Here is a 21,348-nt window from a genome sequence, read left to right on the forward strand (position 1 = left end):
TCATGACCGCAACGATCGACAGCCCTTCCGCAGAACGGTCCACGGACCTTCTCACCGGTGTACTCCTCGGCGACAACTTCCGGCGGGAGCACGGTTTCTGGCAGCGGATGATCAGCACGGAACCGTTCCGCCGCCCGGACCGCTGCACTCCGGACGAACGCCTGCGTCTCGCGTACGAGCGGCTGCGCATCCTCAACGACCGGCTCGACAGCGGCGCCCGGCTCGCCGCCGACCCCCGCGCCCTCGCGGCCCTGCACGAATGGCTCGGCCCGGTCGACCCGGCCCTCACCACGGTGGCGGGCATCCACTACAACCTCTTTCTCGGCAGCCTCCTCGACCACGAAGGCGACAGCCGACGCGATCTGTCGGACTTCCTCCGGCTGCGCAGCATCGGCACCTTTCTCTGTACGGAGGTGGCGCACGGCAACGACGCGACGGCCGTCGAGACCACGGCCGCCTACGACCGCGAACGCGACGGGTTTGTGCTGCACACACCTCATGCCGGCGCCCAGAAATTCATGCCCAACACCAGTCCGGCAGGAGGCCCCAAGACCGGTCTTGTGGCCGCGCGTCTGCTCGTCGACGGCAGCGATCACGGCGTCTTCCTTTTCCTCGTACCGCTCACCGATGCCGTACGGGCCCTGCCCGGCGTACGGGTCCGCAGACTTCCCGCACGTATGGGGAGCCCGGTGGACCACTGCCTGACCTCCTTCGACCAGGTCTTCGTGGGGCGCGACGCGCTGCTCGGCGGGGACCACGGACGGATCGGTGGCGACGGCGAGTTCAGCAGTGCCGTTGACAACCGCAGGCGTCGCCTCCTCGCGTCGATCGGGCGCGTCACCTCCGGCAAGATCTCCATGAGCGCCTGCGCGGTCGGCTCCGCGCGCGCAACGCTCGCCGTCGCCGTCCGCTACGGCGGCCACCGGTACATCTCCGGCCCCCGCGGATCGCGTCAGGTACCGGTGATTGCCCATCGCAGCCACCATGGCCCGCTCGCCCGGGCCATGGCCACCGTCTTCGCGATGAGCCTGCTGCACCGCAGGGCCTTGGACCGCTGGGAGGGACGGGAGGACGGCTCGGGCCGGGAGGAGGCGGAGCGGCTGGTCGCCGTGGCCAAGGGATGGATCACCTGGCAGGCCAGGGCCGTGATCGTCGAATGCCGTGAACGGTGCGGTGCCCAGGCGCTCCTGGAGAACAACGGCATGACCGAACTCATCACCGGAGTGGAAGGAGTCATCACCGCCGAGGGCGACAACCTGGCCATCCACGCCAAGGCGGCTGCGGAAATGCTCTTTGTCACCGAACCGGCCGCCTACGGCGCTCCCCCCGGCGGCGAACCCGGTGACCTCACCGACCCCCGGTTCCTCGGCAGGCTCCTGGCTGCGCTGGAGGAGATCTGGTTCGGCCGGGCCAGAAAAAGGCTGGGCCGCGCACCGCACGGTGACCCGCTGGAGCGGTGGAACGCCGCATCCGGTCCCGCCCTGCGCGGCGTCGAGGCGCACGCCCACCGGCAGGCGGCCGAGGCGTACACGGACGCGGTGGCAGGTCTGCAGGACGGGCCCGCCCGTGAGCGGCTGGTCGAGCTGCAGCGGCTGTTCGCGCTCGACCGGATCGCCCGGAACAGCGGTGATCTGCTGGCCGCAGGACATTTGACGGTTGATCAGGTCAAGGGGCTGCCGGACGCCTTGGAACAGCTGATCACCGCCGTCGCCGCTCATCTGCCCACCCTCGCCGACTCCTTCGCGCTGCCGCAGGAACTGTTCGCCGACTGGCCCATCGCGGGGGCCGATTACGTCGATGCGTACGACGATCCCGCGGCCGCCTGGCAGTCGGACGGAGACCGGACGACCGCGCCGGGGGAGCGGTGAGGGCCGTGACAGGGACGGGAACAACTGTGCGGACGCGCCGGGTACGGGAAGCGGCCGGGGCCCTCGGTGTCCGCGTTGTGCTGCTGGTCTTCTGGGGTACGGCAGCCGTTCTGGCCCGGCGGTGCACGCGGCCGGAGCAGTGCGGTGGCGAATCGGTTCGGCACAAGGCGTAACTGGAGACACGTCACCCAGTTGATTCGGCGTCGGGACGGTGTCCCCGCCGTCCCCGGCAGCCGTACAGAATGATGGAGAGGAAGCTCATGAGTGCGATTCATCCCGAGATCACCGAGGTTCTGACACGCACCTTCAAGGTGCCCGTTGCCGAGATCCGCCCGGATTCCACGATGGACAGCCTGGAGATGGACTCCCTCGCCGTCGCCGAGTTCGCCGTCCTCATCAGGGAGGCGATGGACGGCGACAGGGACTTCGACAAGCTTCCCAAGGACGCCACCCTGGCCGACATCACGCGGTTCATCGACGTGACAGCCGGCAGCGGGGCGCTGTTGGGCGGCGAGGCACCGATGAGCAACACCCGATGAACAAGCCCGCGATTGCCGTGACCGGCCTGGGAATGATCACTCCGGTCGGCAACGACACCGAGTCCACCTGGAAAGGTGTGTGCGCCGGAGTCTCGCCGGTGCGTACCGTCGCGGCACTCGAAGGGTGTGCGATCGACTTCGCCTGTACGGTCGACGGCATCGATCTGGACGCCGCGATCGGCGGCCGTACCTCCTTCCGGATGGGGAAGTACGTCAAGTTCGCCGTTCTCGCCGCCCGGGAGGCGGTCGCCGACGCCGGACTCGACCCGGCGCAGTGGGAGGGCAGCAGGGTCGCGGTGGTCGTCGGCACCAGCAGCGGAGGCTCCGCCGCACTGACCGAGCAGGCCGTCGTGCTCGACCGGCACGGACCGGATGCCACCTCGCCGTCGGGCATCCTGCTCACCATTCCGAACATGCCCGCGGCCGAGATCGCCATCCAGCTGCGGGCCACCGGTCCCAGCCTGGCACCGTGCACCGCCTGCTCGTCCGGCGCCACCGCGCTGTCCGTCGCCCGCGATCTGCTGGTCACCGGACAGTGCGACATCGCGATCGCCGGAGCCACCGAGTCGATCGTCTACCCGGTCGCCATGGCCGGGTTCGCCCGGTCCGGAGCCGCGGCCCGGGCGGACGGCGTCCCGGCCAGGCGGTGCCGGCCCTTCGCGGCCGACCGTGCCGGGCTGGTCATGGGCGAGGGCGCCGCCGTCATGGTGCTGGAACGGGCGGACGACGCCGCCGCCCGGGGCGCCGCGCCGCGGGCACTGCTCGCGGGCACCGGAGCCACCACCGACGCACATCACCCCACCAGTCCGCACCCGTCCGGCGCGGTCGCCCGGGCCGCGGTCGAGGCCGCGCTGCGCGACGCGGGCTGGGCGGCCGAGGACGTCGAGCACGTCAACGCACACGGCACGGCGACACCGATCAACGACGCCACCGAGGCCGCCCTCATCGGCCGGGTCTACCCGCACCGGCCGCCCGTCACCGCCCCGAAGGGCGTACTCGGGCACTGCATGGGGGCGGCCGGAGCGATCGAGGCCGCACTGACTGTCCTGACGCTCCAACGCGGAGTCGTACCGCCGATCGCCAACCTGGACGCCCCGGCGCCCGAGTTCGACATCAACTGCGTCACCAAAGAACCCCTGCGGCGGCCCATCCGGCGCGCCGTCAGCCACTCCTTCGGCTTCGGTGGACACAACGCCGTGATCGCTCTTCAGCGTCTCTAGCGCTGTGGCCGGAAGGGTTTGCCGGGAAGCTCGCGGCGTCCGGTGCGGTGCATCGCAAGAGGGAGGATCTCCCCCTCGTACTGGACGCACTCGGGGTGATGCGACAACGCGGCGAGGTGCCGTGCCGGGCCTCGCGAGCCGGGGGCATCAGGCGGGTGGTGCGACGGACGGGACGGTCGAGGGTGTGGAAGACGTCGCCGCAGGGCTGCGCACATGCGGGCTCGCGGGGTGACGGACACCGAACGGGCCGCGGCGGTGGACGCGAGGCGGGCCTGCGAAGCAGCCGTGCGCAGCGGGAAGGGGGTATGGCTGCGCGGCGGAGCCCTGTGGGCCTGCGGCATCGCACTGCTCGTGCTGTCCGTCGCAGTCGCCGTCACCATCGGCCCCGGCCGTGCCCGTCCCGGACGCCGTCGTGGTTTCCGTGCCTACCCGGCCGCCGCGTCCGGCGGTGGTGTTCGGGCAAGTCCGTAATGGCGGTAGAGCTCCTCTTCCTCCGCCACGGACAGATGCGCGTCCGCGTCCACCCGAGGGGCTTCCTTGACGCGGTGCTTCGGATGCGAGATGTGCAGGTCGGAGCCCACTCGACGGGCGCCGACAAGAGGCACGAAGCTTTCCTTCATACCGAACAGGCCGGTTTTCACCGTGATCCAGTCCGGGCGGCCGGTGTTGTCGTCGACATACACCCGGCCCACACTGCCGATCTTCTCGCCCGCGGTGTCGTACACCGTCAGGCCGTCGAGCTCTCCGGAATCCGTGAAACCGTCAGCGGCTCCCATGGCCGATTCCTCCTCGCCAGGGCGCGCCCTGTGGCTGGGTTCATCAGGTGAGGCGCGTCCGATTTCCATCGCGCCTCGCCCGGATGGACGCTGCAACCTCCCCGCCCGTGGAGGCCGGCCGCCGCATGCTGGGCGCTTTGGCGGAGGCCGCCCGCCACAGCGGTGCGCACGCCGCCCTTGCGTTAGGCCAAATGGGTGAAGCGTGGGGAGTGGCCACGGCCCGGGCGGAGCAGCCGGACGACGATTTGACCAGCGCCCTGATCGCCGCCCGCGACGAGGGTGGCGGCCGGCTCGGTCAGCACGAGTTCATCGGCATCCTGCTCCTGGTGATCATCGCGGGGCACGGGACCACGCTGAACCCCATCAACTGCGGTATGACGGTGCCGTCGAGGGTGAGGTCGCGGGTCGGACAGCGGAACGGGAAGCAGCTGACCGGGCTGTCCCAGCACGGTGTCGGGACCGCGCTGCCCCACCGCGCGGGCTTCGTCGGCAACAGCACGGGGACGCTTCCGGTACGCCTCCGGCCCGGCACCGCGCCCGTCGCGGCCTGAGGGCCCCCGGCGCATATGATCGACGGGCCACGTGCCGACCGTCGTCCCGCCGTACTGCAGTGCCACCGGGGGTGCCTCATCCGTTCCGTACGCATCCGGCTGCCCGAACAGCGCGGTGAACTGCTGACCCGGCACGAGGACGGCCTGGACCTGCACCATTTGGTGTGGCGGCTCGGTCCGGGGTGGCGGGTGTGCAGCAGTGCCGTGCTCGGCGGAGGCATCGGCCCGCGTGCCTGGATCCTCAACGCCCAGGTGCCCGGCGGCTATCCGCGCCTGGATCCCGACCGCCATCTCGCCGAGATCGCCGCTGCGGAACGCCTCACCGGACCCGGCGCCGGACTGATGACGGCTGCCGATGTCACCGCGTACACAGTCGCGGCCGACGAGGGGGTGACGGCGACCGCCACCTGCGGACTCGGCGTACGCGGCTGGGCCGCCGCCCCGGCCGAGGGCACCGAGGGGCCGCCGCGGCCGGGCACGGTCAATATCGTCGTCACCCTGCCGGTGGCACTCTCCGACGCCGCACTCGTCAACGCGGTCGCCACTGCGACCGAGGCCAAGGTCCAGGCACTCCTGGACGCGCGACTCGACTGCTCCGGCACCCCCACCGACGCCGTCTGCATCGCCGCCCCCTCGCCGGGACCCGCTCCCGGTGAACCCTTTGCGGGACCGCGTTCCCGCTGGGGTGCGCGACTCGCCAGGGCCGTGCACGCTGCCGTCCTCGAAGGTGCGCTGCGGCAATCCTGAGAACCCACCGCGCCGCGAGCCGACCGGGGCGCGGGCGACAAAGGGAGTCCTCTCATGAGCTCAAGCGCTGCCGACGCCACCCAGCAGCGGCCGACCGTCGCTGTCCTCGGCACCGGAATCATGGGATCCGGCATGGCCCGGAGTCTGCTCCGGGCCGGGCTCGACGTCCGTGCCTGGAACCGTACGCAGGCCAAGGCGGCCCCGCTCGCCGCCGACGGTGCCAGGGTCACGGAGACTGCTGAGGAAGCCGTACGCGGCGCCGATGTCATCCTCACCATGCTCAACGACGGCCCCGCCGTCACCACCGCACTCGCCGCCGCGACTCCGGGGCTGCGCGCCGGTCAGGTCCTGCTCCAGAGCTCGACCGTAGGGATCGACGCCACCGCCGACCTCGTCCGGCGAGCGGCGGACTTGGGCCTTGTCTATCTCGATGCACCGGTCTCCGGTACCAAACAGCCCGCGGAACAGGGCGCGTTGACGGTCTTCGTGTCCGGTCCCTCCACCGCCCGAGCCACGGTGGACCCCGTGCTGGACGCGATCGGGCAGCGCACGATCTGGGTCGCCGAGGCCCCGGGAGCGGCCTCGCGGCTGAAGCTCGTGGTCAACACCTGGGTGATCACCATGGTCAACGGCATCGCGGAATGCCTCAACCTCGCCGAGGGACTGGAGATCGCCCCCCAGACGTTTCTCGACGTCATGAAGGGCGGCCCGCTGGACTCCGCCTATCTCCAGGGCAAGTCCGCCGCCGTCCTCTCCGGTGACCTCACCCCGAGCTTCTCCGTGTCCAACGCGCTCAAGGACAGCCGTCTCATCCTGGACGCGGCACAGATGTCTGGGGTGAGGCTGGACCTGGTTGCCGCGTCGGCCGACCGTTTCGCGCGCGCCGAGGCGGCAGGGCACGGCGGCGAGGACATGATCGCCACCTACTACGCGGGCCGTGCCGAGGAGGAGGGCGGCGACTGAGCACCGCCGATATCTGCGCAGGCAGGGCGCACCGGACGGCACAACCGCCCCACCGGTACGGGGGAGCCCGGTGGGGCGGTCGTCTTCAGACTGTCACAGCCGAGGGCGTATCGGGGCCGACCGGCGCATATCCAGCGGTAGTTGAGTCGAAATCGACGGTGCCCGACTGCGGACCGAGGCCCGGACGGCTCAGTCGCCCGCGGGTAACCGCCGACGGTGTGCACGGTCCTGACCCGACGGGCGAAGGCCTGACCGGCAACGGGTGGACCTGCGAACGGCGTGGACGTGGCGCGGGCACAAGCGCCGGCGCGAGAGCTACTGCGCCGTCACCGAACCGACTCGGTGCGAAAGGGAAGTCGGCGGCCGTCCTCCTTCCCTGCGGCGATCTCCGCGCACGTCCGGTTGTTAGGCTCCGATGGTGAAATTCGGCGTGAACATACTCAATTTCGGTGTCGGCACCACTCCGGCAAGCCTCCTTCAACAGGCCGTGGATGCCCGTGAGTTGGGGTATTCCTTCGCAATGATCTCCGATCACATCGCGGTCACCCCAGATGTACACGAGACGTATCCCGCCCCGTTCTACGACCAGTTCATACTCGCCGCGCACATCGCCGGGCGGGTACCCGGTCTGGTTCTCGGTACGACCGTCACCGTAATTCCGTACCGGCACCCTCTGCAGACGGCCCGGCTCGCCGCCAATATCGACAACCTGAACGCCGACGGGTTCATCCTCGGCGCGGGGATCGGCTGGTCCAGGGCCGAGTACGAGGCACTGGGCGTGCCCTTCGCCGAGCGGGGACGGATCACCGACGAGTACCTGGCCGCCATCCGCGCCGCATGGACCGAGGACCTCACGACGTTCCGGGGCGACCACGTCTCGTACCAGGGCGTGCGGACCGCGCCCGCGCCCGCATCCGCCCCCTGCCTGCCCGTCTGGGTCGGTGGCAACTCGGCCGCTGCCCAGCGCCGGGCCGCCCGGCTGGGTGAGGGCTGGCACCCGTACCGGCTGCCGCTCGATGCGATCCGGGCCGGGATACCGGTGATCACCGAGGAGGCCGAACGGGTCCGCCGCCCGGTTCCCGCGCTCGTGCCGCGGTTGCAGATCCGCGTCACCGACGCACTCCTCGGCAGTGAACGCCCCGCCGGGCACGGCACGATCGACCGCATCCGGGCTGATCTGTCGGAACTCGGCAAGCTGGGCGCCACCCATGTGCTGCTCGACGTCAACCCGGACACACCCGCCGAACGAGGCACCGCGGGCGACGACCGGAGGCTTCTCGAACTCCTCGTGAACAAGGTCGTGGACCCGGTCACGGGCGGCGTCCGCTGAATCATTGCGGCCCGACGAACACTCCATCCGCCGGGGAATACGTGCATGGAGAAAGACCTTGCTGCTGCTGTAGCGCCCCGGTGACCGGCCCGGCCGTCGGTGCCGTGAACCGGCGCTGCCATGTACAGGAGAAAGGGAGCTCATGCCCAAGGCGTATGTGTTCACCCGCAACGGCGGACCGGAGGTGGAGGCCCTCATCGAGCAGGACATGCCGGTGCCGGGCCCCGGCGAACTGCTCGTCGCCGTCCGGGCGGCCGGGGTCAACCCGGTCGACTGGAAGCTGCGTACGGGGTACACCAGGCCCGGCGGTGAGCCGCAGCCGTTTCCCACCGTCTTCGGCAGTGAGGCCGCCGGGGTCGTGGAGGGCGTGGGCCCGGACATCGAAGGATTCGCTGTCGGGGACGAGGTCTTCGGCAATCCGGTGACCGGCGGATACGCCGAGTACACGCTGCTGCCCGTCGCCGTGACCGCGCACAAGCCGGCCGAGCTGTCGTTCACCGACGCGGCCGTGCTACCGGTCGCGGCGGCCACCGCGCACGACGGCATCCGCCAGCTCGGACTCGCGCCCGGTTCGACCCTGCTGATCACCGGGGCCGGAGGCGGCGTCGGAACGGTCGCGGTACAGCTCGCCCGCCACGCCGGTGTCCATGTCATCGGTGCCGCGAGCGCGGCCAAGAAGAACTTCATCGAGTCGCTCGGCGCGGTGCACGTCGAATCCGGCGCCGGTCTCGCCGACCGGGTCCGGGCAGCAGCCCCCGACGGTATCGACGCGGTCTTCGACCTGGTCGGCGGCGAAACCCTGAGGGCCGTGGCCCCGCTGCTCACGGACCCGGCCACGCTGATCAGCGCCGGAGGCAAGCCACTGGCGGTGGAACTCGGCGGGGCGGCCGTCGCACGGGCCCGCACCGCGGCGGTCCTCGACGAAGTGGCGGACCTCGTCGTCACCGGAGCCCTGCGGACGCATGTGACCCGGACCTTCCCGCTCACCGAGGCGGGACAAGCGCTGCGCGCCGTGGAGAACGGACATGCGCGCGGGAAGATCGTGATCGAGGCGATCGCATGAGCGCGCCGCACGCCACTGCCGGTGACGCGCACCCGCTGGACAGCCCGGTTCGCGCCGCGCTGACCGGCCCGCACGCCCACTTCGCCGAGCGCCGCGGCCGCATCCTGCGCTACCCGGCGGACGTGGCCCCCTGGGTCGCGATCCCGGACGCGCCGGAGGCCGAGGACTGGGCCGACGCCGCGGCGCTCGCCGGACCCGGTGGTGCCGTCACCATCACGGCCTTTCGCGCTCCGCCGCCGGACGACTGGGAGATCACCTTCCACGCCGAGGGCGTCCAGCTCGTCGACGGCGGCGTCGAGGCGGCTCCGTTCGGGCAGGCCGTGCGGCTCGGTCCGGCCGATGTGCCCGAGATGCTCGACCTGGTCGCCCGCACCCGCCCGGGGCCGTTCCTGCCCCGTACGGTCCAGCTCGGCACCTACCTCGGCGTCCGGCGCGAAGGAGTGCTCGTCGCGATGGCGGGCGAGCGCCTCCACCTACCCGGCTGGAGCGAGATCAGCGGCGTCTGCACGGACGAGTCCGTGCGCGGGCAGGGGCTGGGCAGCGGGCTCGTCCTCGCCGTCGCCCACGAGATCAGGCAGCGCGGCGAAACACCGTTCCTGCACGCTTCCGCCTCCAACATCCATGCCGTCCGGCTCTACGAATCGCTGGGATTCGTGCTCCGCCGCCGGACGTCCTTCCTCTCGGCGTTCGTACCGGAACACCCGCCGACGCGCCTGCCGGGAACCGGCGGCGTGCGCCGCATCGACGACGCCCGTGCGGCAGCCGTGCGCTGAGCCGCAACACAGTGACCTGCGTCCCGGGACTTCCGGGCCGAAGGTCACTGCCATCTCCCGTTCCGGGACCTTCGGCGCACTCCAACAGGACGTAAGCCTCGTGTGCTGCCGCATGAGAACCGGATGGACTGGGAGTGAACGTCGGCGCGGGGCCGGCAGATCCCGGGAGGAATGGGCCGTGACGATCGGGCTCCAGCGCCAGGTGGCGACGCGTGGAGCGACGCTCCCGGGTACGGATGCGGGGGAGGAAGCCGTTTTCGCCCCCCGGATCGGGAACGGGGCCCTGTTCGGCGGGCTGGCACTGCTGACCGTCCTGGTCGGCATCCTCGACATCCGGACCGGCGACGAGCTGCGCCTCATACCGCTCCTCGTGGTCGTGCCCGCACTCGTCTCGGTCTTCGGAACGATCCGGCAGACCGTGGGCGTGGCCACTTGGATCATGACCGTCGTCGTCTGCTCCCGACTGGTGACCGGGGGGACGTTCTGGGACGTCACCAGCAGCGTCGCCTTCACCGTGCTGGCCTGTTTCCTGGGGGTCGGCTCCTGTGCGCTGCGGATTCGCCACGCCGCCGAGATAGCCAGGCTGCGCTCCGCGGCCGTCGCGCTCCAGCGGCAGATTCTGCGCCCGCTGCCCATCCTGACCGAGCAGATCTTCGCCCATGGCATCTATACGCCGATCGAGGAGGACCGCCTGGTCGGCGGTGACATCTACGAGGTCGTGCAGTCGCCGTACGGAACCCGGGTGATCATCGGAGATGTCCAGGGCAAGGGGCTCGCGGCGATCGGGGCAGGTTTCGCCGTGCTCGGAGCGTTCCGGGAGGCGGCCATTCGTGAGCCCACCCTGACCGGAGTGGTCGATGCGCTGGAGGACGCTGTCGCCCGGCACAACGTGTTCTCCGCCCAGACCGGAGAGACCGAACGCTTCGTCACCGCCCTGGTGCTCGGCTTCGACAGGGAGGACCGGGTACAGGTCGTCAACTGCGGCCATCTGCCGCCCCGGCTGCTGCATGACGACGTGGCCTGCCCGGTTCCGCTGCGCCGCACATCCGTTCCCCTGGGCATGGCGGAGCTCAGCACGGAAGCACGGGTCGCGGAATGGCTGGACTTCCCGCCCGGTGCCACGCTCCTGGTCTTCACCGACGGTGTCACCGAGGCCCGCGACGCATCGGGCGCCTTCTATCCGCTGGACGCCCGGCTGGGCCGTTGGGCAGAGCGCGGTCCGCGCGAGGTGCTGGACGCGCTCCACGCCGACCTGGAGTCCTTCTCCGGGGGCGTGCGACGCGACGACATCGCTGCCCTCGCCCTGCGCCGGGCACCGGCCGGCAGCCGCTACCGGCCCGTGGCAACCGGCCACGGTGCTCGCCGGGCCGCTGAGACGTTCAGCGACCGGTAGAGCGGCCGGCAGGACAACCGAACACTGATCCAATGTCCCAACGAGACTCCTGTCGCGCCGGTCTGCTGCCGTGGCGCAACAGCGTCCGCCGGGGCCAGGTGCCGGCGACCGGATTCGAGCAGTTGCACGCGAGCTTCTCGCCCGGCAAACGGAGCGAACTCAAGGAGCGCCGGAGCGCCCCGCTGCTGCGCGACGACAAGGAGGACGGCGCGCCGCCCCACCGCTGCACCGCCGACCTCGATGGCAGCCGGGCGATGGGCATCGCACGGGGCCTCGATGAGGGTGGGACCTGAGCGCACGGGTCACTGCGGGAGCGGCAGTGCCTTCCGTATCAGCGCGGTCCCGAGCCCTACCCAGACCGTGGCGAACAGCCATCCGGCGAGTACATCCGTCGCCCAGTGCACCCCGAGCAGAATCCGGCTCAGGCCGACGGCCGCGGCCCAGCAGACCGCCAGGAAGGCGACGACAGTACGGAGGGGGCGTGGCCCGGTCTCGCCGCGCGTCCGGAGACCGATGGCCGTGAGCAGCAGGCCGGCCATCAGCGCGGACGTCGTCGCGTGCCCGGAAGGGAAGGCGAAGCCCGAGGCGTGCGTGGCCCAGTCGCCCAGCGGCGGGCGGGGCCGGGCGATCAGCTCCATGAGGCTGTAGCGGACGCCCTGCGCGAGCAGCAGGAAGGCCAGTGCGCCTGCCGCGCACCCCAGCCGTCGGCGGGTGTCACGGCCGGCGATCAGCCCGGCGATGACCGCTGTCGCGTACGGGAACACTCCGGTCCCGGTGGCCGTGACGGCCCGGGCGCTCGCCACGAGGCCCGACGGCCGATACCGCAGGGACCAGTCGTGGGCGGCCCGGTCCAGGGCGGGCGGGGAGCCGTGCCGGGTGGCCAGGACGAGAGCCGCCAGCCCGATGAGTCCGAGCAGCCCCACGAGAACGGCTCCCAGCGGTGCGCGGAGCGGTAACGCGACGGATTCGGACCGGGCGCGCGCGACCGTCGACGCCTCCTCGGTCACCGTGTCGCCACCAGGGGGCGCAGCGGGCTTTCGCGCAGCCGGACCACGGCCGGGGCACAGCGTCGCGCCGCGACCGTCAGCGGCCAGGCGACGAGCGCGCCGGTGACCAGCCCGATCAGCACATCGTGCGGGTAGTGCACACCGATCCACACCCGGGACGCCGCCATCAGCAGAGCGGCAGGCACCGCTACCGCCCCGAGCCGACGGTTGGTCAGCCAGATCGCCATCGCCGCGGCTGCCGCGATGGCGGCGTGATTGCTGGGGAAGGACCAGTCACCGAGCGCGGGACATGCCTCCACTGTCACGACATGGAGGGTCTGGCACGGCCGTTGCTCATGGAACGCCGACTTCACCAGATCGTTGACGATGTACGCGGCCACCACGACGAGCGGGGTGCAGAGCGCCATGGCGGTACGGGCCGGGCCTGCGGAACGGGAGCGCCACCACGACACGAGCATCAGCAGGGCGAACAGGGCCAGCCCGTAGTCCGACCAGACGCGGATGGTGGAATCCAGAGCGGCGGGGGAGCGCTGGGCCAGCTCGGTGATCCAGGTGTACAGGCTGCCGTCGATCGAGGTGGCGGTGGAGGCGAGAAGCATCAGCTGTTGTCTCCTTCGGCGGTGCGCCGGCGGCGGGAGCGGAGCAGCTCGGCGGCGAGAGGGATGAGGGAGACCATGACCACGACAGCGACGATCGGCAGCAGATAACGGTCGACGTTGGGCACCGAGGACCCCAGCGCGTATCCCGCGAGGACCAGCCCCACGGTCCAGACCGTCCCGCCGACGACCTGCCACAGCGTGAAGAGCCCGGCAGGGACGTTGAGCGCCCCGGCCAGCGGGTTGAGCACCGTGCGTACGACGGGTACGAAGCGGGCCAGCACGATCGCCCGTGCATGCCCGTATCTGCCGAGCAGCTCCTCGGCGCGGGCGGCACCCTCGTGCAGCTGTTTGGCGCGGCTGCGGGCGAGCAGGGCCCGGCCACCGCGGCGACCGATCCAGTAGCCTGCCTGCGCACCGAGCAGCGCGCCGGCCAAGGCGGCGATCAGCACCTGCGGCAACGACAGCTCGACCGGACCGTGGGTGCCCGACACGCAGAGCAGGCCTGCCGTGAACAGCAGGGAATCGCCGGGCAGAAAGAAGCCGACGAGCAGTCCTGTCTCGGCGAAGAGCACGACGGCGATGCCGAGCGCACCGAACGCTCCGAGCAGTGAGCCCGCGTCGAGCAGGTTCACCGCTTGCGGCGCGGCCGCCAGTGAGAATACGGACACGGTGGAAGGTCTCCCATAATGGTGAGCGGGCGGCCCTGCGGAACGCCCGGACTGACTACAGTGATGTAGACGGTCTACATCACTGTAGACGCCTGAAGGGGGAGGAGAGTTCCCATGTCCCAGGTGAAGGGGATATCGAGCGGGGAACCCGACCCCCGCTCGTGCGACGAACCGGCCGGGCCGACAACGGGAGCCGGGCCGGAGCGTGCGCCGGAGCGCCCGTCACCGCACCACACCGCATCGGAGCGGCGCCCGTCCGGCGAGCTGGAGTCCACGATCCTGGCGGCCCTGTGGGCGGCCGAAACGCCCCTCACCCCAGGCCAGGTGCAGGGTGCCATCGGGGCGACGCTCGCCCGCACCACCGTCACGACGATCCTGTCGCGCCTGTACGAAAAGGGTACGGTCACCCGCACCCGGGCCGGCCGCGGATTTGCGTACACCCCCACCGAGGACGCGCCCGGGCTGACCGCCCGCCGGATGCACAGCGAACTGCAGAAGGAGGAGGACCGCAGCACGGTGCTGGCCCGATTCGTGTCACAGCTCACCGATGAGGACGAGCAGCTGCTCCGGGACCTGCTCGACGGAGAAGCCCGATGATCTATGCCGTGTGGGTTCCGCTGCTGATGCCCTTCGTCGCGGTACCCGCAGCCCGTCACCTGGCGGACGCCCTGTCGCCGGTGCGGGCCGTACGACTGCTCGCCTCGACGGGCATCGGCCTCGCCCTGTGCAGCCTGCTCGCCCTGGCCCTGCTGGTGGTGCCCGGCGCGACCCGGTTCTCCGCCGTCTCCGCCTTCGGTGAACTCGCCGGGCCGCTCTCCGACGCCGCTCCCGCCGTCGCCGTGCCCCTGGCGGCTGCCGCACTGGCGCTGCTCGCGGGCTGCGCCGCCGCCGTCGCCCGCACCACCCGCCGCCACTGGGCAGAGCTGCACCGGGCCGCACAGTCGCCCGACTGCGCCGGTGGCGAGCTGGCCATCCTGCGCGACAGCCGCCCCGACGCGTACGCGCTCCCCGGACGTCCAGGCACTCCCGGCCGGATCGTCGTCACCACGGGGATGCTGCGCGCCCTGGACCCCGCCGAACGCGACGCCCTGCTGGCACACGAACGCGCCCATCTCGCAGGCCACCACCACCTGTTCATCGCCGCCGCCGAAGTGGCCGCACTCTGCCACCCCGCACTGCGTTCCCTGCGTGCGCCCATGGGCTACGCCCTGGAGCGCTGCGCCGACGAGGCGGCCGCCTCCGCCGTCGGTGACCGAAGGGTCGCCGCCCGGGCCATCGGCCGAGCCGCCCTTGCCGCACGCGCCGCCGAAGGCGCACCGCAGCCTCGCCCGCGAGTGGCGCTCGCCGCAGCGGCCGGGCCCGTACCGCGCCGCGTCGCCGCACTCCTGGGCCGTAGCGTCCCGAGGCCCCGCGTCGGCCGGGCGGCCGCAGCGGCGCTGCTGGCCTGTCTGGTCGTCTCAGGCGCCGCCGTGCTCGACGCGACGAGCGATCTGCACAGGAGCATCGAGGCAGCACAGGGTGAGAGCGCGCAGCACTGATCTCCTCGACCGGCGATCTGCTGCCGCAGGCGGCCGTTTCTCCTGGGCCGGGCCCCCGGCCGTAGCTGCCCGAAAACTCGTGGGCGGCTCCAACGGCCGTGGTTACACTGGGCGCCATGGGTTCGTACTACTTCTTTCGCTGATTCTGGGCGCGGACGCCGCCGCGCGACGCTGAGCGTCGCCGGGTGACCCCAAGGGCCACCCCCGCGTGCCGCAGTCCCCTCCGCCCGTCCGACAGCCCCGCCCCGCCGCGCACCTTCATGCGCCGCCGAGGCATGTCACCTCAGGGAAAGCACCCATGCCCCCCAAGCACGCCCGCGCCCAGCTGACCATGAAGGACGTCTCCAAGAGATACGGAGACCGAACCGTCCTCGACCAGGTGTCGTTCACCGTCCGCCCCGGCGACAGAGTCGGAGTGATCGGCGAGAACGGTTCCGGGAAGTCCACGCTTCTTCGGCTGATCGCCGAAAGAGAGGTACCGGACAGCGGCGAGATCACCGTCCACTTCCCCGGCGGCACCGGCTACCTCTCCCAGACGCTCGCTCTCGCCCCGGGCCACACCGTCCAGGACGCCGTCGACATGGCCCTGGCCGAACTGCGCGAGCTGGAGCGGGACATCCGTACCGCCGAAGAAGCGCTCGCCGCCTCCGGGACTCCGGACGAATCCCGGCTCGCCACGTACGGCGATCTGCTGACGACGTACGAGGAACGCGGCGGATACCAGGCCGACTCCCGGGTCGACGCGGCCCTGCACGGCCTGGGACTCACCCACCTCACGCGCGAACGCCCCCTCGGCACGCTGTCCGGAGGCGAAAAGTCCAGGCTCGCGCTCGCCTGCGTACTGGCATCCGCCCCCGAACTTCTGCTGCTCGACGAGCCGACCAACCACCTCGACCTCCGTGCCACCATCTGGCTGGAGGACCACCTGCGCGCCCACCGCGGCACCGTCGTCGTCATCACCCACGACCGGACCTTCCTGGAGCGGACCACCACCGTCATCCTCGAGGTCGACCGTGACCTGCGCAGCGTCGTCCGGTACGGGGACGGCTGGGGCAACTACCGCACCGCGAAGGCGGCCGCCCGCCGCCGCTGGGCACAGGACCACCAGGAATGGCTGGACGAGGTGGCCCGAACCGAAGAACTCGTGAGCGCCGCAGGCCAGCGCCTCGCCGGTACGGGAAAGGACCCGGGCGAGGGCTGGGGCAAGCACCGGCGTTCGCACGAGGCCAAGTTGTCCGGGCAGGTCAGGGCCGCCAGAAGCCGGCTGGACGGGCTGCGCAGGGCACCCGTACCCGCCCCGCCCCTGCCCTTGCGTTTCTGCGCCGACATCGCCGTCACCGCCGACGGCGGTACGGACCCCGGACCCCTCGCCGCGCTCGACTCCGTCGTCGTCGGCGACCGGCTCCGCCTGTCCGCGCTGCGCGTGTACCCCGGGCAGCGCCTCCTGGTCACCGGCCCCAACGGCGCCGGGAAGTCCACCCTGTTGCGGGTCCTGGCCGGGGACCTTTCCCCCGACGAGGGCACGGTGTGCCGCCGGGCCAGGATCGGCTACCTCCCGCAGGAACTCCCTGCCCGGCCGACGCGCCGCACACTGCTGGCGACCTTCGCCGCAGGGCGGCCCGGCCACCCCGACGAGTACGCGGAGAGCCTCCTCGCCCTGGGTCTGTTCCGTCCCGAGGACTTGACGGTGTCGGTCGCCGCCCTCTCCGTCGGGCAGCAGCGACGGCTCGCACTGGCCCGCCTGGTCACCCGCCCGGCCGATCTGCTGGTGCTGGACGAACCGACGAACCACATCGCGCTCAGCCTGGTCGAGGAGGTGGAGGCGGCGCTCGCGGAGTTCCGGGGAGCCGTCGTCGTCGTCTCGCACGACCGCAGCTTCCGCCGCCGCTTCACCGGCGACAGGATGGAGCTGCACTGCGGCCACCCGGTCGGGAACGGTCCTGCGTGAGCCGGGGTGCGGTTGAACACCACCTGTACAGCCCGCAGATCAACCGCACAGACGGCGAAAAGCCCGCTCAGGGACCGTCCTGAGCGGGCGTCACCCTCCCGTTCTCCACGTGTTCCCGCAGCCGGTCGAGGAAGATCCGCTGGCCCGTGACGAGCCGCTCCGCGGCCTCCCGGGGCGTGCACCAGGCGAACCGGTCGATCTCCGGGAACTCGCGCAGCACACCGGACCCCCTCGGCCACTCCATGGTGAATGTCCCGGGAAAGGCCGCCGCGGCATCGAGATCCGCCTCCATCGCCCACACCACCACGGTCTTGCCACCGGACTGACGGGCCTCACCGAGCGCCACCCACTCACCGTCCGGTGCCGGACGGCCGAACTCCTCCTCGAACTCACGGCGGGCAGCGGTCGCGGGCTCCTCGTCAGGGCCGTACTCACCCTTGGGGATCGACCAGGCAGCACTCTCGCGGCCCGCCCAGAACGGGCCGCCCATATGCCCGATGAGCACCTCGAAACCGGCACTGTCTTCCGCGGCCCCCTCCAGTCGGCGGAACAGAAGAAGACCCGCACTGCGCGTGGCGCGCTTCTGGGACGGCATGCCGTCCAGTCTGCGTCCCGGTACCGTACGCCGCCACGGACGACACTCCTTGTCCGGTGATCACCGCAGTCATCGACTCGACGTTCCCTGTTTCCCCCGAGGTTCCCGATGCCCTCTGGTGCGTGGCTGTGCGCGCGGCCATGCTGTCCGCCGACAGCGCTTTCTGCCTGCGGGCCGGCCGCGCAACCATCGGAATTCCAGGAGGATTTGTGGTCCTTGGCATAGTCGGCAAGACGACCGGACCGCGCGGGAGGGCGGCACGACGGTACGGGACGGTCGCGCGACCGCTCGTGCTGCTGGCGACGGTGTCCGCGGTGACGATCGGCGCGATCTCTCCCGCCCTCGCCGATTCGACCCCCGACCCCCGCCCCCTCACCTCCGCCGAAGTCCTCAGACCGGTCGCCCCACCACCCGCGAGCAACCCGGCGGGGGAGACCGGATCCGTCGCGGACGGCGACGGCATCGAGACCGCACGTACCTCGCGCCCGATCGCCCCGGGCGTCCGTCTCGACTCGTACGACCGGCTCGAATCCGACAAGTGGCTGCGGGTCGACTCCCTCTCCGTCGACCTCGCCGGCACAGGCGTACAAGCCGACTACCTCTCCTCCGGCAAGGTCTCCGACCGGCGCACGGTCTCCGAACTCGCCGCCGAACTCGCCGCCGGACACGACGCCGGCCACGGCCGGCGCACTGTCGCCGCGGTCAACGCCGACTTCTTCGACATCAACCAGACCGGTGCCCCGGAAGGGATCGGCATCAAGGACGGGGCCACCGTCCAGTCGCCCGCCCCGGGAATCAACCGGGCCGTCGGCATCGGCCCCGACAGCGCAGGCCGCATCCTGAACCTGTACTTCGAAGGGACGCTCACCCTGCCTTCCGGGCAGCAGCCGCTCGCCGCGTACAACGCCGCCAATGTGCCGGCCGGGGGAGTCGGCGCGTACACCTCCGCATGGGGCACCGCCGACCGTGCCCTGACCGTGGACAAGGCAACCCCGGTCGCCGAAGCGGTCGTACGGGACGGCAAGGTCGTCTCCGTCTCGGACACCCCCGGATCGGGAGCCGTCCCCGACGACACCACCGTCCTGGTCGGCCGTGAAGCCGGGTCCGGCGCCGTCGACGCCCTGAAACCCGGCGACCCGGTGTCCCTGACCTACCGGGCACGCACCGACAGCGGAGCCGTGCCGCGCACCGCGGTCGGCGGCCGTGAACTTCTCGTCGCCGACGCAGTCGCGCAGAACCACGACGGCGAGGGCAACAACACCGCTGCGCCCCGTACCGCCGTCGGCTTCTCCAAGGACGGCCGGACCATGCAGATCCTCACCGTCGACGGGCGGCAGGCCGACAGTGGCGGCGTCACCCTCACCGAACTCGGTCTGATGATGCGCCACGCCGGCTCGTACAGCGCACTCAATCTGGACGGTGGCGGATCGTCGACCCTCGTCGCGCGCGAGCCCGGCAGCGACACGCTCCGGGTGGAGAACAGCCCGTCCGACGGCAGCGAACGCACCGTCCCCAACGGCCTCGCCCTCACCGCCCCCGACGGCAGCGGCCGGCTCAGGGGCTTCTGGGTCCAGCCCCGTACACCCGCCGGTTCCGCACCGGGCGTCGACCCCGTCAAGGGCGGCCACCCCGACCGCGTCTTCCCCGGACTCACCCGACAGCTCACCGCGACCGGATACGACGAGACGTACGGCCCCGCCGACGGCACCCCGCGCTGGCGTACGGTGCGAGGCGCCATCGGTGAGGTCGACGGCAACGGGCTCTTCACCGCCCGCCACAGCGGCACCACCGACGTACGCGCCGAACACGGATCAGTACGCGGCAGCACATCCCTGACCGTCCTCGACAAGCTCGCCCGGATCGAACCGATCACCCAGCGGGTGGGCCTCGCCGACGCCGAGGCCACCGGCTCGTTCGGCATCGTCGGACTCGACGCCCACGGCACCAGCGCCCCCGTCGAACCGCGGGACATCGCCCTCGACTACGATCACGCACTCTTCGACATCCGCGACGACGGCCAGGGCTCCTTCACCGTCACCTCACGCACCGGCGGCGGCGCCGGACAGATCAAGGCGACCGTGGCCAGCACCACCACCGTCCTCGCCGTCAGCGTCGGTCTCGCCGAGCAGGCCGTCTCCTCCTTCGACGACGCAGGGTCCTGGAAGTTCAGCCAAGCCCGGGCGAGCGGATCACTCGCTGCCACGCCCGACGGCCACACCGGCACCGGACTGAGGCTCACCTACGACTTCACCCAGTCCACCGCGACCCGCGCCGCCTACGCGGCCCCGCCCCAGCCGGTCACCGTGCCCGGCCAGCCCCAGTCGTTCAAGCTGTGGATCAAGGGCGACGGCAAGGGCGCCTGGCCGACCCTGCACCTCAAGGACGCCGCAGGCTCCGACCAGCTGTTGCGCGGACCGTACGTAACCTGGACCGGCTGGCGGCAGGCCACCTTCGCCGTACCGCCGGGAGCTGCCATGCCGCTCTCCGTGTCCCGCTTCTACCTCGCAGAGACAGCGGCGGCAAAGCAGTACACGGGCGAGATCGTCATCGACGAACTCACCGCCCAGGTGCCGCCCACCGTCGACCTACCCGAGCGGGCGGCTCCCACCGACCCGTTGATCGACCCGGCGGCCGTGACCGAGCGCAGGGACTGGCAGTTCGCGGTGATGTCCGACGCCCAGTTCGTCGCCCGCGACCCGGACAGTGCGATCGTCACCCAGGCACGGCGCACCCTGCGTGAGATCAAGGCGGCCCGCCCGGACTTCCTCGTGATCAACGGCGACCTCGTCGACGAGGGATCGCCCGCCGACCTGGCCTTCGCCCACCGGATCCTCAACCAGGAACTCGGTGACTCGCTGCCCTGGTACTACGTACCGGGCAATCACGAGGTGATGGGCGGCAGGATCGACAATTTCGTCACCGAATTCGGGCCCGCCCAGAGGACGTTCGACCACAAGGGCACCCGCTTCGTCACGCTCGACACCTCCAGCCTCAGCCTGCGCGGCGGGGGCTTCGCCCAGATCAAACAGCTTCGCGCCCAGCTGGACGCGGCGGCGAAGGACCGGACCGTGGACTCGGTCATGCTGATCCAGCACGTACCGCCGCGCGACCCGACCGTGCAGAACGGAAGCCGCCTCGGGGACCGTAAGGAGGCGGCCCTCGTCGAACACTGGCTCGCCGGCTTCCGCCGTACGACGGGCAAGGGGGCGGCCTTCGTCGGCAGCCATGTCGGGGTGTTCCACGCCTCGCATGTCGACGGAGTGCCGTATCTGATCAACGGCAACTCCGGCAAGGCACCGGCCGGGCCGACGGACGAGGGCGGCTTCACCGGCTGGTCGCTGGTCGGCGCCGACCACGTCACGTCCGGTGAACAGGCCGCAGCGCGACAGCGGCCGTGGCAGGGCGGGCCCGACTGGGTCTCCGTGCAGACACGTGCGCATGTCGACGCGCTGAAAATCGACGCACCCTCGGTGCTCGGCACCGGAAGCCGTACGAGAATCACGGCTACCGTCACCCAGGGCGCCCGCAGTGTCCCGGTAGGCTTCCCGCTGGCCGCGGACTGGACCGGATCCCCGAACGTCCACATCGGCGACCAGGACGACTCCCGCCACCGCCACACGGCGGTCCTCGACCCGTCCACCGGCACCCTCATCGCGCTCCGACCGGGCACGATCACGCTCGCCGTGACGGTCAACGGAACGACACAGAAGGTGCAGATTAGGATCGGGGCCGCGTCGGCGGCCTGACGGACCACGGGCCTGTCCGGCGAC

18 protein-coding genes and 3 pseudogenes are annotated in these 21,348 nt (G+C 71.3%); 15 read left to right on the plus strand and 6 right to left on the minus strand.

Features of this window, described 5'->3' with window-relative positions; all coding sequences use genetic code 11:
- Window positions 1–2 precede the first annotated feature (2 nt).
- The 3 genes from ABTZ94_RS04165 to ABTZ94_RS04175 all read left to right on the plus strand — a co-directional run bounded on the left by ABTZ94_RS04165 (window position 3) and on the right by ABTZ94_RS04175 (window position 3,627).
- Entirely contained in the window at window positions 3–1,868 is a 1,866-nt protein-coding gene (locus ABTZ94_RS04165) for an acyl-CoA dehydrogenase family protein (RefSeq protein WP_502967171.1), read from the plus strand.
- A 260-nt stretch (window positions 1,869–2,128) separates the two neighbouring features.
- A complete protein-coding gene (locus ABTZ94_RS04170; protein WP_351197281.1) occupies window positions 2,129–2,407 on the plus strand; it encodes an acyl carrier protein in 279 nt (92 codons plus the stop codon).
- Complete coding sequence (locus tag ABTZ94_RS04175) at window positions 2,404–3,627, plus strand: beta-ketoacyl-[acyl-carrier-protein] synthase family protein (protein WP_351197283.1); 1,224 nt, start codon at window positions 2,404–2,406, stop codon at window positions 3,625–3,627. The genes ABTZ94_RS04170 and ABTZ94_RS04175 overlap by 4 nt, the downstream gene beginning before the upstream one ends.
- A gap of 357 nt (window positions 3,628–3,984) precedes the next feature.
- Here the strand turns inward: ABTZ94_RS04175 and ABTZ94_RS04180 are convergent.
- Window positions 3,985–4,403: pseudogene (locus ABTZ94_RS04180) on the minus strand (PRC-barrel domain-containing protein); the annotation flags it as partial.
- Window positions 4,404–4,612: 209 nt separating this feature from the next.
- Here ABTZ94_RS04180 and ABTZ94_RS04185 point away from each other — a divergent pair.
- A pseudogene (locus ABTZ94_RS04185) lies at window positions 4,613–4,762 on the plus strand (cytochrome P450); the annotation flags it as partial.
- Here ABTZ94_RS04185 and ABTZ94_RS37740 read toward each other — a convergent pair.
- Window positions 4,756–4,881, minus strand: a pseudogene (locus ABTZ94_RS37740) (cytochrome P450); the annotation flags it as partial. The pseudogenes ABTZ94_RS04185 and ABTZ94_RS37740 sit on opposite strands and share 7 nt — an antisense overlap.
- An 88-nt stretch (window positions 4,882–4,969) precedes the next feature.
- Between ABTZ94_RS37740 and ABTZ94_RS04190 the strand changes: the two are divergent.
- The 7 genes from ABTZ94_RS04190 (at window position 4,970) to ABTZ94_RS04220 (ending at window position 11,516) form a co-directional block, all read left to right on the plus strand.
- Window positions 4,970–5,701, plus strand: coding sequence for an adenosylcobinamide amidohydrolase (locus ABTZ94_RS04190; RefSeq protein ID WP_502967172.1), 732 nt, complete (start codon window positions 4,970–4,972; stop codon window positions 5,699–5,701).
- 54 nt (window positions 5,702–5,755) lie between these two features.
- Window positions 5,756–6,664 carry an NAD(P)-dependent oxidoreductase gene (locus ABTZ94_RS04195; protein WP_351197285.1) on the plus strand — a complete coding sequence of 303 codons (909 nt, stop codon included), beginning with the start codon at window positions 5,756–5,758 and terminating at the stop codon, window positions 6,662–6,664.
- Window positions 6,665–7,094: 430 nt separating this feature from the next.
- Window positions 7,095–7,994 carry a TIGR03619 family F420-dependent LLM class oxidoreductase gene (locus ABTZ94_RS04200; RefSeq protein WP_351197287.1) on the plus strand — a complete coding sequence of 300 codons (900 nt, stop codon included), beginning with the start codon at window positions 7,095–7,097 and terminating at the stop codon, window positions 7,992–7,994.
- A gap of 142 nt (window positions 7,995–8,136) precedes the next feature.
- A complete protein-coding gene (locus ABTZ94_RS04205; RefSeq protein WP_351197289.1) occupies window positions 8,137–9,057 on the plus strand; it encodes an NADP-dependent oxidoreductase in 921 nt (306 codons plus the stop codon).
- Entirely contained in the window at window positions 9,054–9,830 is a 777-nt protein-coding gene (locus ABTZ94_RS04210; RefSeq protein ID WP_351197291.1) for a GNAT family N-acetyltransferase, read from the plus strand. The genes ABTZ94_RS04205 and ABTZ94_RS04210 overlap by 4 nt, the downstream gene beginning before the upstream one ends.
- A gap of 178 nt (window positions 9,831–10,008) precedes the next feature.
- Window positions 10,009–11,223 carry a PP2C family protein-serine/threonine phosphatase gene (locus ABTZ94_RS04215; protein ID WP_351197293.1) on the plus strand — a complete coding sequence of 405 codons (1,215 nt, stop codon included), beginning with the start codon at window positions 10,009–10,011 and terminating at the stop codon, window positions 11,221–11,223.
- A 32-nt stretch (window positions 11,224–11,255) separates the two neighbouring features.
- Window positions 11,256–11,516 carry a DUF6191 domain-containing protein gene (locus tag ABTZ94_RS04220; RefSeq protein ID WP_351197295.1) on the plus strand — a complete coding sequence of 87 codons (261 nt, stop codon included), beginning with the start codon at window positions 11,256–11,258 and terminating at the stop codon, window positions 11,514–11,516.
- Window positions 11,517–11,525: 9 nt separating this feature from the next.
- Here the strand turns inward: ABTZ94_RS04220 and ABTZ94_RS04225 are convergent, their stop codons facing one another.
- The 3 genes from ABTZ94_RS04225 to ABTZ94_RS04235 are packed head-to-tail and all read right to left on the minus strand — an operon-like array spanning window position 11,526 to window position 13,497.
- On the minus strand, window positions 11,526–12,230 hold the full coding sequence (locus tag ABTZ94_RS04225) for a phosphatase PAP2 family protein (protein WP_351197297.1): 705 nt from the start codon (window positions 12,228–12,230) through the stop codon (window positions 11,526–11,528).
- Entirely contained in the window at window positions 12,227–12,829 is a 603-nt protein-coding gene (locus tag ABTZ94_RS04230; protein ID WP_351197299.1) for a phosphatase PAP2 family protein, read from the minus strand. Before ABTZ94_RS04230 ends, ABTZ94_RS04225 begins: the two co-directional genes overlap by 4 nt.
- Window positions 12,829–13,497 (minus strand): DedA family protein, encoded by a 669-nt coding sequence (locus ABTZ94_RS04235; RefSeq protein WP_351197301.1) that lies wholly within the window; start codon window positions 13,495–13,497, stop codon window positions 12,829–12,831. Before ABTZ94_RS04235 ends, ABTZ94_RS04230 begins: the two co-directional genes overlap by 1 nt.
- A 264-nt stretch (window positions 13,498–13,761) precedes the next feature.
- Between ABTZ94_RS04235 and ABTZ94_RS04240 the strand changes: the two genes are divergently transcribed.
- The 3 genes from ABTZ94_RS04240 (at window position 13,762) to abc-f (ending at window position 16,983) form a co-directional block, all read left to right on the plus strand.
- The gene (locus tag ABTZ94_RS04240; protein WP_351197315.1) at window positions 13,762–14,094 is read left to right on the plus strand and encodes a BlaI/MecI/CopY family transcriptional regulator; all 333 of its coding nucleotides are present in this window, start codon (window positions 13,762–13,764) and stop codon (window positions 14,092–14,094) included.
- A complete protein-coding gene (locus tag ABTZ94_RS04245; RefSeq protein WP_351197303.1) occupies window positions 14,091–15,035 on the plus strand; it encodes a M56 family metallopeptidase in 945 nt (314 codons plus the stop codon). The genes ABTZ94_RS04240 and ABTZ94_RS04245 overlap by 4 nt, the downstream gene beginning before the upstream one ends.
- 298 nt (window positions 15,036–15,333) lie before the next feature.
- A complete protein-coding gene (gene abc-f / locus ABTZ94_RS04250; protein WP_351197305.1) occupies window positions 15,334–16,983 on the plus strand; it encodes a ribosomal protection-like ABC-F family protein in 1,650 nt (549 codons plus the stop codon).
- A gap of 67 nt (window positions 16,984–17,050) precedes the next feature.
- On the opposite strand, the gene ABTZ94_RS04255 is transcribed toward abc-f, so the two are convergent.
- Complete coding sequence (locus ABTZ94_RS04255; RefSeq protein WP_351197307.1) at window positions 17,051–17,578, minus strand: NUDIX hydrolase; 528 nt, start codon at window positions 17,576–17,578, stop codon at window positions 17,051–17,053.
- Between the two features lie 56 nt (window positions 17,579–17,634).
- Between ABTZ94_RS04255 and ABTZ94_RS04260 the strand changes: the two genes are divergently transcribed.
- The gene (locus ABTZ94_RS04260; protein ID WP_351197309.1) at window positions 17,635–21,324 is read left to right on the plus strand and encodes a phosphodiester glycosidase family protein; all 3,690 of its coding nucleotides are present in this window, start codon (window positions 17,635–17,637) and stop codon (window positions 21,322–21,324) included.
- The last annotated feature ends 24 nt before the right edge of the window (window positions 21,325–21,348 follow it).

Source organism: Streptomyces sp. NPDC002785 (assembly GCF_040295565.1).
Lineage (GTDB): Bacteria > Actinomycetota > Actinomycetes > Streptomycetales > Streptomycetaceae > Streptomyces.

Bases quoted from the DNA above. Each gene is read 5' to 3' on its own strand.
- ABTZ94_RS04165 (WP_502967171.1), top strand. From the start codon at position 3: ATGACCGCAACGATCGACAGCCCTTCCGCAGAACGGTCCACGGACCTT.
- ABTZ94_RS04170 (WP_351197281.1), top strand. From the start codon at position 2,129: ATGAGTGCGATTCATCCCGAGATCACCGAGGTTCTGACACGCACCTTC.
- ABTZ94_RS04175 (WP_351197283.1), top strand. From the start codon at position 2,404: ATGAACAAGCCCGCGATTGCCGTGACCGGCCTGGGAATGATCACTCCG.
- ABTZ94_RS04190 (WP_502967172.1), top strand. From the start codon at position 4,970: ATGATCGACGGGCCACGTGCCGACCGTCGTCCCGCCGTACTGCAGTGC.
- ABTZ94_RS04195 (WP_351197285.1), top strand. From the start codon at position 5,756: ATGAGCTCAAGCGCTGCCGACGCCACCCAGCAGCGGCCGACCGTCGCT.
- ABTZ94_RS04205 (WP_351197289.1), top strand. From the start codon at position 8,137: ATGCCCAAGGCGTATGTGTTCACCCGCAACGGCGGACCGGAGGTGGAG.
- ABTZ94_RS04210 (WP_351197291.1), top strand. From the start codon at position 9,054: ATGAGCGCGCCGCACGCCACTGCCGGTGACGCGCACCCGCTGGACAGC.
- ABTZ94_RS04220 (WP_351197295.1), top strand. From the start codon at position 11,256: ATGTCCCAACGAGACTCCTGTCGCGCCGGTCTGCTGCCGTGGCGCAAC.
- ABTZ94_RS04230 (WP_351197299.1), bottom strand. From the start codon at position 12,829: ATGCTTCTCGCCTCCACCGCCACCTCGATCGACGGCAGCCTGTACACC.
- ABTZ94_RS04245 (WP_351197303.1), top strand. From the start codon at position 14,091: ATGATCTATGCCGTGTGGGTTCCGCTGCTGATGCCCTTCGTCGCGGTA.
- abc-f (WP_351197305.1), top strand. From the start codon at position 15,334: ATGCCCCCCAAGCACGCCCGCGCCCAGCTGACCATGAAGGACGTCTCC.
- ABTZ94_RS04255 (WP_351197307.1), bottom strand. From the start codon at position 17,578: ATGCCGTCCCAGAAGCGCGCCACGCGCAGTGCGGGTCTTCTTCTGTTC.